We start from the raw sequence: 12,084 nt of genomic DNA, 5'->3' as shown, positions 1-12,084 counted from the left end.
GGGTAAACCCCTCCGCTTTCTATCGGAAGAGAAACCGGGAAACCCTTGACCGTAAATTCAAACTTTACAAAACCCTCCTCCTATAATTCTGTGATTGTAGGAGGGCGCTCATTATCAAAGTCGTTTTCAGTATACACCGTGCTGGTGATTTTGCCATTTTCAAAAACGAGCGTTTGAGTAGCCTGTGCTGCTAAGGTATGGCTGATACTCAGATCGCTGTCTGCATCAATATTAAGACTGATTGTGCCGTTTCCAGAGGGCGTATTATCGTAATTCAGAAGCAGGTTGTAGGAAATTGCACTGGACAGCCGGTTCATGATCATGACCGAATACTTATTCCCATCTACTGAGCCGAAGGTAATAATATTGCTCATAGAGGACTTTCCGTTGAGATACGCACCGCTAAAGTTCTGCGCGACCATCTGCATATGGCGGTAAGATGCCCTCGGGGTCATATTTGCCCCATCGATGAAGCTAAAATCCGTACCGGTTCTGCTACCTCCGTTTTCGAACATACTCCAGGTAGTTGCATAAGTAGCTCCATATTTCATGCATAGGTTTAAAATTCCGCCAAACATTTGTCCGTTTTTCCAGGTGTGAACCCGTGCGCCATCTTTTGCATTAAACTCACCGATGCCCCAGCCCAATGCATCGTCACCGGTACGGGCCAATCGATTATTTACATCATCTACCTTTTTTTTGCACTTGATAATGGCCTGCTCGAAGTGATCAATCCCTGCATACGCCAAATCCATACTGCCATCCTGCGGATAGTTGTGCCAGGATATTCCATCGCAATAGTAATAGTCTTTTCCCGGAACTTTGCCTGCAATGTTATGCGTTCCTCCAAACAATTGGTCAATGGCATCCTCTATATAGTAGGCAAAATCGGGCCCATATATTTTTATTTCAGGATCCACGAGTTTCATCGCTGCGGCTCGTTCCTTGAAGTAGGGTTCTACCATTGCGGCGACAGTGGCCGTATTGGGGCGATTAAAAAAGAGCCAGGGCTCATTGCCGATATTCCAGTACTTGATGGGTTTGCCGCTGGCCAACTCAATATTGAAATAGCGGACCAGTTCTGCCGCATCCGCAGCTGAAGCAACCTGTGAAACCTGCATGATGGGTTCTGCTCCCATTGCCTGTATGCGGGTCACCCAATTAAGTAATTTGCTTTTGGAAGGCATATTCTGATTGTAGGAATTTCCCCCGATACGGATAGACGATACGCCACATTGCGCCGTTAAATTCCATACCAAATCGCTGGGGTCAATATACCAGACGTTGGTCCCGACCAACATCGGGCTAATAGGAATGCCTATGCTTGTGCTGTCAGCAGCTTCATCCTTGTCTTCATCACCATTTACCAAAATTACTTTTTCTCCTTTGCAGGCCCCTATGAATACCAGGCAAAAGGCAAGTAGAATTTCAATAATATTTTTCATATTGAATGTATACGGTTTTTGATTTTGTTTTCGAATCGGGTGCATTTTGAGCGATAGGCAGCCCGGAAAGAGCTTTCGGGCTCTTCCGGACTGCGGATTCGCTTACTCCCTAATTAGCTTTAGGGTTCTGGTCCCGGATTCTGAGGATAGTTTTAGAAGATATATGCCACCGGGTAGCGCTGGCAGGTTTATTTGCAGGGTAGGTGTGCTTTTATTCTGGGTCGTTTGGTAAATAACCCGACCGGTGAGATCAGCCAGTTCAACCGAAAAATGATTGACTTGCACACCTTCTATCTCAATCACATTTGTGAATGGATTGGGGAAAACCCTGATATCAGAAAAGATAAAAGCTTCGATCGAAGTGACATCATCCGTTGTATCATTGGTGATGGTAACGGTAAAATCTTTGGTATAGCTTTCTCCTGCAGAATCGGTTGCCGTAATGGAAAAATTGAAAGCAGATTTGGTTTCAAAGTCGAATGATATAGCGGCAAACAGGCTATCCTGGCTGATCAAAAAGCTGGCTGAATCAACTCCTCCTAAAACATAGGTGTGGAAGTCAGCTTCGTTAAGATCCGACACCTCGATAGTTGCAATAAAGGTTCCTGCAGCTTTATTTTCTGCAATAGTATCATTGCTCAGGGCGAGGTCATAAGGCGCGTAGTTCTGCGTAAGCAACACCGGAGAAGCCGGAAGCCCCAAAAGCAGGTTGATCGCATTCATAAGGAGCTGTTTGCCATCCAGTGTCAGGACATTTGAACCGGTAAGAGGCAATAGCAATCTAATATCGGCAGCAGAATCCTGGCTACCTTCATAGAAAGGGGTGTTGGCAGGCCATTCTGCGATCGCTACCCGGTTTAGAGAGGTTGAGCGGGCATACAGGACTCCGTTGCCTGCACCGATAGTGTCAGTAAAAACGGCAAACTCCAGGGCTCCTGATGTGAGAACGGTCAGTATGCTGTCAGTTATGGTGATATATTCAAATAAAGCGGAGCTGGTATCAGCGACAATTTTAATGTCTTTGCCATCAGCAGAGATATTGGTGGAAGGATCCGAACTAAATCCCCATCTGTTGTTTCGTGCGACAAAGGCGCTCAACGTAAGAATAGGGGTCGGTACATTGTTCCAAAATGCCTTGTTGGAATAGTTTGCACTATTGGTATTTCTTGAAAAAATCACCAAATCGGCTGCTGCCAATGAATCCATAATACCGGTAGGGTCTGCATTGACAATGCTTGCCTGTAGATCCGCTGGAATCACTTCAAAACCTTGTGCTTCAATCTCTGATATATATAGGGCGTCAGCAGCCAGGTTTTCGGTTACCCATATCAGCCGTTCCGGCGACTGGGGTGGTCCCTGCACAGATCCGGTAATCATATATTGAACAGCATCCAGAAACAGCTGGTCGCCGTCGGGGGTCAATTTATAGCCATAATCAGTAGCAAAATACATTCGGGCGCCATTGGCAGAATCAACGGCTCCTGCATAAAATTCTGTGAGTGGTGCCCATTCGGCAATGGCTACATTTCCTGTCAGGGCGTCGGTAGCAATGACCGTTCCGTTTCCAGCATCAGTAGCGACGATCGTTTCGAGGGGATCAATACTGATTTCATTGGTGCTGTCTCCGACCAATGTCATATTGGTAAACAACGGATGCGTCGGCAAAACAACATCCAGTTTTAACCCTCCGTTTGCCGTGGTAGTTGTCGTGTTAAAGAGCTTCAGCCGGTTGCTCCTTGCCACAAAGTCGTTCATGATGATGACGGGCGTAGTGATACTCATCCAGTTCGCTACTTCTGCAGGCGTATCGCCAAAATTACCACTGGTAGTCGCTTTGGAAATAATTACCAGGTCAAAAGTGTCAAGGGCAACAACGTCTGCGGAATCTATATTATTCCAGTAGTCATCAACTGCATGGACATTATAACCCGCATTTTGCAGGAGTGTGACAAAACTGTCATCGGCTCCTCCTCCTAGTTCCTGTGAGCAAAACGCAATACTTGAAGTTTGTGCCTGGGTCGAACTTAAAAAAATGACCAGACTCATAAATGTGAGAAGTAGTAATTTGATTTTCATAAAAATGTAAGTTGTTAGTTAATGATTTAGTAGGGTAACTTTTCTTTTTTAGAAACAGGCTGATGATTCCGCCGGCAAAATGTTGCAGACAGGATCAGTTGTTTGTTCGCATAAATCTAACTTACAAGGCTTGCTGTGGGGGGTGCGTAAAATACCTTTTTAAGTGCTGAAACGTACTTAAATGCCAATAATGCCCTCTTTCGAAGACTTATTGCTTATGGAATGGGGCTGTGTTTCTTGCGTATGATCGTGAGTGAAAGCCGACGGGCGATCATGCACCCAGTAAATCCCTGGATCGCCATAGGGTAATGGCACCGTATGATTGGCGGTATCGGAGGGTAAAAAGCGGGGGAGGGTAGCCCATGTCTATGGAAAAATGGGCTACCTGGAACAACAAAATCTGAATCAACCCTTGTGGAGGGTAATGGTGTTCACCAGTTCTATTTATTTAGTTTTTTCAGTAAATCTTCTAATTCGTCCAATGTCATGGTGAAACCTTCTTTGAAGCCCATTTCAATCATTTTTTCCATGCGTTCAAGCGAATCATTATATATCGTTATGTTTACTTTGGTGAATCCATTTTGTTCACTAAAACTCAAATCCCAATTTGAACCAGGCAAATGGGGGTTTTCGTCTTTGTCCGCAAATACACTAAAAAATTGAAAGTTGGTTTTGGGGCTTATGGAAGTGTAGTCTTGTATTTGCCAGTTATATTGTGCGCCATCGGGGCTTACCATCGCATAAAATCTTCGTCCGCCAACTGTAAAGTTCATCGATTTGGTTTTTGACATCCAGGGTTTGGGTGCCCACCATTGGTCAAGAATTTCTTGTTTGGTAAATGCGTCCCAGACGAGGGCAAGTTCTGCATCAAACTCCCGGGTTATATGCACAGTTTTGGCTGCTTTGTCAACTGAAAAGTCAAATTGTAAAGGGTTCATTTTTTATTTTTTTTAAGGGTAGATAATACGTCATCCAATTGATTAAACCGGGTTTCCCAAATTTTTCTGAATGGTTCCATCCAAAGGTCTATTTCTTTCATTTTGTCAATTTCAAGCGAGTAGTAAATCTCTCTTCCTTTTTGTTCTTGTATTACAAGTTGGCATTCAGTCAAAATGCGCAAATGTTTTGACACAGCCTGGCGTGTCGTATGGAAATTGTCGGCTATGGCATTGGGAGTCATCGCCTGTAAAGCGATTAAGGCGATGATGGCTCGTCTTGTCGGGTCAGCGATTGCTTGAAAAATGTCTCGTCTCATTTTCTGTTTGCTCAATTGTGAAACCAATCAGTTGCAAATATATGCGCAACCTTTCGGTTTCGCAATTTTTTTTAAAAATTTTCCCGGTTTTTTGAAAAGTCAGCCAGCCTCGTACAACCCCGGGTTAGGGGTTCTGTTTTTTTATCCAGTCGTTATAGGTCATTTCAAACTTGATTTCTTTCGTTCCGTGTGTCCCAACTTCTGTCCAGCCAGCTTTTCTGTAAAACTTTTCTGCTCTTGTGTTGAAAGCTGTTCCTAGCCAAACCTTTTTTTGAGTTTGGGCAAAATACCAGTCTAACATAGTCTGGTGTAAAACTTTGCCGATTCCTTTTCCCTCAAATTCAGGGGCTAAAAATAAAGCCCAAATATTATTTTCTTTCAGGTCAACAATAGCAAATCCCACAATTTTCCTGTCAATTTCACAAACCCATCCCTTACCCCTTACCGTAATAAACGCTTCGCAATCTTCGTCTGTCACCAGGTCAGGGTTTGACAATGTGTTTTCTGTTACAGAATTTCTCACGACTTGAATTTGTTTTATGTCGTCAATTTTAGCTTCTCTAATTATCACAATCTTTTTTGTTTAATTATTCCCGACCCATTGAGTCCAGTAATCGAAATTGCAATTCTCCTTTTTTATCCAATTAGCCAGTAAGTTTTCACTTCGGTTACTTTCTGTGCAACCAAAAATCCAAAGTGAAGTCAGAATTGTCAAAGTCAGTTTTTTCATTTTTTCGGCTTGCATATAACGGTTGGGCACGGTCGTTAAGTTTGGGTCAATGCTTACGGTGGGTATTGCGCGATATCTTGCGCCAAACCTTGTGAATCTGAGCTTTTGAGACTTGATTTGATGGGGTTGAGCTCGAATTTTTATTCATTAAACTCTTTAGGATATTCAACCATTCCATTTACTCCTTTCAGTCCGTTTTCAACCAATTCAATTACCATACAATTCTCTTTTGGAACTTCAAATGGCAATTCTATTCCGTATTTATCTGCTTGTTCATAACCGAATCTTGGATAATATTTTTCGTGCCCCAGAAGAACGATTGATTTATACCCCAATCCTTTTGCTATTTTATGTGATTCGGCTATCAATTTTCCACCAATTCCTTTTCGCTGAAATTCAGGTAAGACAGAAACAGGTGCCAACGCCAATGAATCAAATTCAGTCGACTTGTTTTTGATTTTAAGTTTCGTCAATAGAATATGTCCAACTATTTTTCCGTCTATTTCCGCTACCAATGATAGTTGAGGAATGAAAGCGTCTGATTTTCTTAATCGTTCGACCAAAAACTGTTCAGTATTGTCTGCGAATTCAGCGTCTTTAAAAGCGCTTTCAATTACACTAAAGACCTCTTTATGGTCATTTTTAGTTTCTTGTCTTATTATCATTTCCAGTGTCATTTTATATGCGCTATGACGGTTTGCATATGCAAAGTAGGCGATTGCGGGCATCAAACCTATCAAACTGTTGCGATTTTTAAGTGGGGGACAACGGTTTAATTTACTATTATCACGCCTATGTTGTATATACATTGTTAGCGGTTCGTTGTTTTTTTAACGCCATCTTTTATTGCTTCTTCAAGAATGTCAATGTTAATGTCTTTCAACGCTTTAAACTTAATGCAGTAACCCGTTACAGTTGAGATACTGGCTGATTTGCTCCTGTATATTCATTTTTTGCTCTAATTTGTTTTGTCCATTCTTAATGGTTGATGATTACACTCAATGACCGTATAACGGTTTCGGGTATGAAACGCAGGCGATTTCGAAGCAATTCATTGTCAACCAAGCACAAACTTTGATAGATGCAAAAAGCTTGATTTAACCACTGAACCGCCACTTTTGTGTAGGTGCTGTTGGCATCTGTTTAGTTTGTATTATATACCTTCGGAATTATAAAGTAATTGGGAGAAAGTAATCTTTCCGAAGGGAGGCAGAAACCACCAGGGACACAAAGGCCTCACAAAGGGCACAAGGAAACTGCGCTTTGTGCCCCTTGAGACTTCCTTGTGCCCTCATATGTTTGCAAAGTAGAAGAAATGATGAGTACTTAAAAGAAGAATGAGGCCGGATAGGCAAGCCGATTTGTGCCCGAGTACGGATCAAGCGAGCCGATACTGACACAAAGGAAAAGTCCTATCTGGTTCTCTCCTTCAGGCTGAACAGTACTGTAGGAAGGACGACTGAAGTTGCGATCCTGAATCAAACGGTGAGAAGAGTCAAGGGGAGAGATTCATTCTTTGTATCACCTTCAATTACACTACTATGACAAAGTCCTGGATTCGTTACGGTGTGGGTTTCGACCTGTCCAAAGCCACCTTTTCTGCTTGTATCAAAGGATTGACCGAAGCCGAGCAGGGAAGATCATCGCTACGCGTAGCTTTCAAAATACGAAGGCGGGTTTTGAGGCTGCGCAAGCATGGCTAGCCAGCAAATGCAAGGATACCGATATTCCTTGTAGGCTATTGCTGGAGGTAACAGGGGTCTATCACGAGAACCTCTTGCATTTCTTCCATGGCCAGGGGTATTATGTCAGTCTGGAGCTGGCCAAACGGGTGAAGAGTTATCTCAAAAGCCTGGGGCATGATTCCAAAACCGACAAGGAAGATGCCAAAGGGCTGGCCTCGATGGCGCTGCATCGTAAGTTGACACAGTGGCAACCCGTCAGTGAGCAGTTGCATGAGATTCGGCAGTTGGTTCGGTTTCGTAATACCCTGGTAGAGAGTCGGGTAGCATGGGAAAATCAACTACACGCCTATAAACATGCCCACTATTCCATCAAGGAAATCGTGCGTTCCCTCAAACGGAAAATCGCCCAAACCCACAAAGAAATCCGGACCGTTGAAGCCCAAATCAGGGCCCTCATACGTGCTGATTCCCAGCTTTGTAAACGGTTTGAACAGATTCTCCATTCGCTCCCCGGTGTGGGGTGGATCAGTCTGGCCACCGTCATTGCAGAGACCGATGGGTTTAGTGCCATTCAGTCCGCCAAGCAACTGACTAAGTATGCCGGATATGATGTCATTGAACGCCAAAGCGGTACCCTCTCGGGGAAGACCCGCATTTCCAAACAAGGCAATGCCCGCCTGCGAACGGCCATGTATATGCCTGCCCTGGCCCATCTGCGAAAAAAGAAGGCCCTTTATTTGCCCTCTACCAGCGACTCCTCCTGCGCAATGGCGGACTTACGAAAAAAGCCCTCGTCGCCGTACAACGCAAACTCCTTTGTTTAATCTATGCCTTATGGAAATCGGACCGACCCTATGATCCCAAATATCAACCCAAACATACACCCAAACAACAGCTAGCCCCTAAAACGGAAGTAGTCCAGACTCAAGGCCCGGACTACACGAGATAGTGCGGTCTTTGACCCACTTCTCTATATCTAAGATATAACTTTTTTTTAAATTTCCCTTGCTTCTCAACACAGTACCTTCGTGGTTTATCCCAATAAGTTGATAATTCCGTATACCTTTAAGGATTCTCAATAAAATATATTTTCTCCCAAAATTCATAAAGCGTACCTCCCATTTCTTTCCTTCTCCAACGCTTCTCTTTGGTTACATATTTGTCTCCCTTTTTCTTCATCTTGATAATTGTAGGTTCAGATGGCGCCGGAAGGATTCCATTTTCCCAATATATGTCATATAAATTAAAATTTTTGCCCGGTAGCCTAATAACAACGCCTGGGTTTTGACTATCATTTTGGGGATTAATAATAAAATTTTCAGATGATTGGTATTTAATAATTTCTATTGGGCCTCCAGCATAGGGCAATAACAATGTTCCAAAAGCATCTGGCTTATATTCCTTATCCAAGTATTTAATTGTTGAGAACCGCAATGAATCTTCGGTAGAACTGTGAAGCGAATGGGTAATTCTAATCGTTTCAGTTAAGGTGGTGTCCACATTTTTTCGAACTTGAATCACACGATTTTCTATATAAATGGTAAGTTTTCTTTTGTTTTTCTTATACGATCCGTCACAAATAATCAAAGTTGATAAATCACTATATTCAATTCTAACATCATTTTCAGAGTTGAGGAAATAACAAGTTTTTCTGGAGCCAGGTATGGTGTTCTCCGAACAGAGTCTTGTTTGAGCCGAACAAGTAAATGCGGGTATGAGGAAAAGACCTATAATTTGTAGTAGTCTCATTTTTTGATTGCAGCTAGTGTTCCGTATATACGCTACGCGTAGCGTTTATTTTCTTATTGACTCTTACGAATATCCTCTATTTCTCTCAGACTTACAAGTAGATGCCAGAGACAATGGCCTTAGCTACGAACCTTAGGCTGCGATTGCTTGGGCGGATACTCTCAAGTGTACAAAAAACCGACCGACTTTTTTTATCCCGATTCATGCAACAACGCCGTTGCCAAGACTTAAAAATTCATCTTTTAAACAGTTTGCTTTTTACAATTTTACCCTCTCTTTTTGCTCGATAGTAAAATATGATTCCAATAAGCAACAAAAAAGATGCTGTAAAAATTGAACCTTCAATTCCAACTGCACCACCTGTAAATAGTTCAGGACCATTGAATTTGGATTGAATGATACTGCCCATATCATTTAGTCCTGTGAGATTTGAGCCGTAAAGAGGCTGAGAAAAATTCCAGCCTAAATGGAAGAAAAAAGGCAGCCATATTCTTTTAGTATAGATAAACATCATTGCCATAGTAAACCCCCAAATCAAATAATCGAAAAAACTAAATAGGCTGGAATTGGGATTAAAAATGTGTTGCATTTCTACTAGCATTCCAACGACAAGGGTTAGATGAGTACCTAACCAATTTTCACACACCCGTATTATTAACCCTCTATGAAACAAGTCTTCAATTAAGGCCGCAAGCATTAATACCGTGAAAAACTTTATTGAGTAGTGAGATGTTGAAATACTAATAGCTTGATAATATCCTAATAAGTATAAAATGAAAATAGATAATGAAATTGTAAAAAAACCTAAGAAAAATCCTCCAAACATTTCTTTAAGTAAATATTTTGTGGATAGCTCTGTTATTTTTCTTTTATCATAAAAACGAAATAAAGAGTAATAGGTAGCTAATAAAACTATAATGGAAATACAATGAATAATTGGGTTGGCAATACTTTTGTCTTGGATAAGACTATAAATAAATGGTTTTAAAACAAAGTTTTGAATTGCGACAAATAGAGAAAAGCAGACGATAATCCCTATTGTGATTTTTGTTAAAGGGAAATACAAGACTTTTTTAATTATCGTGTTCATTAATTGTCTCATTTTAGATTAGCTTGATTTTTTACAAATAAAAGTATTCGCTATCTTTACAGCAAGTACTTACAAAAATGTACGGTACATACTAAAACTATAGTAATGTTGAAAATCAGGGACTTTATTTTTTAAAAAATGGGAAAAAATAATAAAAAAGTTCAGTGTGCTGTCGATTATGCTTTTCAGCGAATAGGTGGAAAGTATAAAGGCCGAATTTTATGGGTACTTAGAGAAGGTTGTCTCAGGTATGGCGAGTTAAACAGAGCTGTGGTTGGGATAACTCCCAAAATGCTAACGCAAACACTTAAAGAATTGGAAGCTGATAAGCTGATTACAAGAAAAGTGTATTTAGAAGTTCCTCCCAAAGTTGAATATTCACTTACCGATACAGGAATGGAGTTAATTCCTTTTATCAGTCAAATGAGAAGTTGGGGCGAAAAACAAATGTCAGCAAGTTAAAGTTTTGCGTTAGTAGGGTGTTGTCGTTATGTTTGCCATCACGGTTGCGAATTTGTACAGTAGCGGATTCAAACAATTCGCCGCTATTGGACAAATTTGTTGTTGGGCGTAGGCTTTATCGCGTAATAGGTTAAATAGTCTTGAAAATCATTAGGTGTATTTACAATTATCATTTTACTTACTCTCTGGTTCTGCAATTAGATAATAGTTAGTTTTGAAATTGTAATAGGGATAGCTTTGGTAAAGCATATTAAATTGCTGCATCGCTTTTTCGTCCCACAATTTGCTGCCGTATTTAAAATAGTGTTTATATTCAGTTATGAATTCTGTTGATGTATAATCAAAATTAAACCGTTTTGCTTTTTCTATTAAATTTTCTTGCTGCACAGTTGTTGGGAAAAAACAGTATATCCTATTCTCAAAAATTTGAAAATTATTTTTGCCATCTGTTTTAGTAATTAGTTTAACTATACAGCTTACTAAGCTATCATTTTGTAACGCTTGCAAGATATTTATTCTGCTGGTTTCACTTAAATTTTCTATATCAAAAACTGTTTTATGATGGATATTGTAAATTTTTAAATCGGGGTAATCTTTTTGATAATCTCTTATATTTGTTATGTTATTTTCTTGCCCAGGCAATGCATTATAAAATACAGCATATTGATGGTGTTGGTAATCAACTGGTCGCTTAATATTATTTATTATCATAAAAGGCTCGTTAGGTTGCAGTATGTACAATTCAATGGTTCTGTTGTTTTCACCATTCACCAAAGGGTAAGTAATGCTGCTGCTATCCTTTATTATCTTAATTTGATTAGCATTTTCAGGAAATAAGTAATTGAATTTATTGCTTGTTACATAAATGGGATAGTCTTTAGCATCACGACTATTGGTATAATACACTTTGCAATCTTTGATAGCTGCATTCATTAATTCAAAGCTGAAATTCATGCCGTGATATGCTACATCATACCAATCGCCAAATTTTGATTTTATGGTTATTCCTCCAATTTTACTGCTATCAGCATTTAGTTTGCAGCCGGCCTCTTTCATTATACCATTTGGAAACGTATATAAATAATTATGTTTTACACTGTCCAGCGGAATTGTAAATTGCAAGCTACCATCTGGCATTTTGTGCATAGTAGCATTTTTATTAACGAGTTGCGTGTATAAAGTAACAGTCAAATTTTCTTTGCCATATTCTATTCTTGCCCCTTGATTAATCGGTAAATAATAACCTTCAAAGTTTTCAAATGCTTTGTAATACACCAAGGGTGCTTTGCTATTAGCTTTTACTGCGCCTGGCATACTCCAATCTTCGTGATAATAAGGGTTTAAATAAACGGGAATATCGTTTTGGGTAGTATTCCAAATCCAGAAAGTATCGGTGACCGTCTTTGTGTTCTCACCTTTATCATAATAAAAAACAGGTAATTTTCTATTTGGTTGAAAGCATTCTAAGGCTTTATGGATAACACTATCAGGAGCAGCTACATATTGCGCAAAAGAATTACACAAAGCATTAAAAAATAGGGTAACTATTAAAAATAATCGCTTCATTGAAAATTGAAAGATAAAACAAAATG

The 12,084-nt window shown here is 40.3% G+C and carries 11 protein-coding genes; 2 read left to right on the top strand and 9 right to left on the bottom strand.

All coding sequences use genetic code 11. The features are described from left to right. Positions 1-80 precede the first annotated feature (80 nt). From R3D00_27370 to R3D00_27345, 6 genes are all read right to left on the bottom strand, one after another. Entirely contained in the window at positions 81-1,445 is a 1,365-nt protein-coding gene (locus R3D00_27370) for a hypothetical protein (GenBank protein ID MEZ4776925.1), read from the bottom strand. Between the two features lie 102 nt (positions 1,446-1,547). Then, positions 1,548-3,521: a T9SS type A sorting domain-containing protein gene (locus R3D00_27365; GenBank protein MEZ4776924.1), complete on the bottom strand. Its 1,974-nt coding sequence runs from the start codon at positions 3,519-3,521 to the stop codon at positions 1,548-1,550. 440 nt (positions 3,522-3,961) lie between these two features. Next, the gene (locus R3D00_27360; GenBank protein ID MEZ4776923.1) at positions 3,962-4,459 is read right to left on the bottom strand and encodes an SRPBCC domain-containing protein; all 498 of its coding nucleotides are present in this window, start codon (positions 4,457-4,459) and stop codon (positions 3,962-3,964) included. Continuing rightward, on the bottom strand, positions 4,456-4,776 hold the full coding sequence (locus tag R3D00_27355) for a metalloregulator ArsR/SmtB family transcription factor (GenBank protein MEZ4776922.1): 321 nt from the start codon (positions 4,774-4,776) through the stop codon (positions 4,456-4,458). The genes R3D00_27360 and R3D00_27355 overlap by 4 nt, the downstream gene beginning before the upstream one ends. A gap of 124 nt (positions 4,777-4,900) precedes the next feature. Then, positions 4,901-5,347 carry a GNAT family N-acetyltransferase gene (locus R3D00_27350; protein ID MEZ4776921.1) on the bottom strand — a complete coding sequence of 149 codons (447 nt, stop codon included), beginning with the start codon at positions 5,345-5,347 and terminating at the stop codon, positions 4,901-4,903. A gap of 299 nt (positions 5,348-5,646) precedes the next feature. Next, entirely contained in the window at positions 5,647-6,171 is a 525-nt protein-coding gene (locus tag R3D00_27345; protein MEZ4776920.1) for an N-acetyltransferase, read from the bottom strand. 938 nt (positions 6,172-7,109) lie between these two features. Between R3D00_27345 and R3D00_27340 the strand changes: the two genes are divergently transcribed. Further along, on the top strand, positions 7,110-8,015 hold the full coding sequence (locus R3D00_27340; GenBank protein ID MEZ4776919.1) for an IS110 family transposase: 906 nt from the start codon (positions 7,110-7,112) through the stop codon (positions 8,013-8,015). Between the two features lie 241 nt (positions 8,016-8,256). Here the strand turns inward: R3D00_27340 and R3D00_27335 are convergent, their stop codons facing one another. Beyond that, positions 8,257-8,940, bottom strand: a complete 684-nt coding sequence (locus R3D00_27335) for a hypothetical protein (GenBank protein MEZ4776918.1) — start codon at positions 8,938-8,940, stop codon at positions 8,257-8,259. A 235-nt stretch (positions 8,941-9,175) separates the two neighbouring features. Then, a complete protein-coding gene (locus R3D00_27330) occupies positions 9,176-10,030 on the bottom strand; it encodes a CPBP family intramembrane glutamic endopeptidase (protein ID MEZ4776917.1) in 855 nt (284 codons plus the stop codon). 138 nt (positions 10,031-10,168) lie between these two features. On the opposite strand from R3D00_27330, the gene R3D00_27325 reads away from it, so the two are divergent. Next, entirely contained in the window at positions 10,169-10,492 is a 324-nt protein-coding gene (locus R3D00_27325) for a helix-turn-helix domain-containing protein (protein ID MEZ4776916.1), read from the top strand. Between the two features lie 174 nt (positions 10,493-10,666). On the opposite strand, the gene R3D00_27320 is transcribed toward R3D00_27325, so the two are convergent. Next, on the bottom strand, positions 10,667-12,058 hold the full coding sequence (locus R3D00_27320; GenBank protein MEZ4776915.1) for a hypothetical protein: 1,392 nt from the start codon (positions 12,056-12,058) through the stop codon (positions 10,667-10,669). Positions 12,059-12,084 lie beyond the last annotated feature (26 nt).

Source organism: Bacteroidia bacterium (assembly GCA_041391665.1).
In the GTDB taxonomy this organism is placed as follows: Bacteria; Bacteroidota; Bacteroidia; order J057; family J057; genus JAGQVA01.
This window is presented reverse-complemented; position numbering and strand designations above follow the sequence as displayed.

Bases quoted from the DNA above. Each gene is read 5' to 3' on its own strand.
- R3D00_27370 (MEZ4776925.1), bottom strand. From the start codon at position 1,445: ATGAAAAATATTATTGAAATTCTACTTGCCTTTTGCCTGGTATTCATA.
- R3D00_27365 (MEZ4776924.1), bottom strand. From the start codon at position 3,521: ATGAAAATCAAATTACTACTTCTCACATTTATGAGTCTGGTCATTTTT.
- R3D00_27360 (MEZ4776923.1), bottom strand. From the start codon at position 4,459: ATGAACCCTTTACAATTTGACTTTTCAGTTGACAAAGCAGCCAAAACT.
- R3D00_27355 (MEZ4776922.1), bottom strand. From the start codon at position 4,776: ATGAGACGAGACATTTTTCAAGCAATCGCTGACCCGACAAGACGAGCC.
- R3D00_27345 (MEZ4776920.1), bottom strand. From the start codon at position 6,171: ATGATAATAAGACAAGAAACTAAAAATGACCATAAAGAGGTCTTTAGT.
- R3D00_27335 (MEZ4776918.1), bottom strand. From the start codon at position 8,940: ATGAGACTACTACAAATTATAGGTCTTTTCCTCATACCCGCATTTACT.
- R3D00_27330 (MEZ4776917.1), bottom strand. From the start codon at position 10,030: ATGAACACGATAATTAAAAAAGTCTTGTATTTCCCTTTAACAAAAATC.
- R3D00_27325 (MEZ4776916.1), top strand. From the start codon at position 10,169: ATGGGAAAAAATAATAAAAAAGTTCAGTGTGCTGTCGATTATGCTTTT.
- R3D00_27320 (MEZ4776915.1), bottom strand. From the start codon at position 12,058: ATGAAGCGATTATTTTTAATAGTTACCCTATTTTTTAATGCTTTGTGT.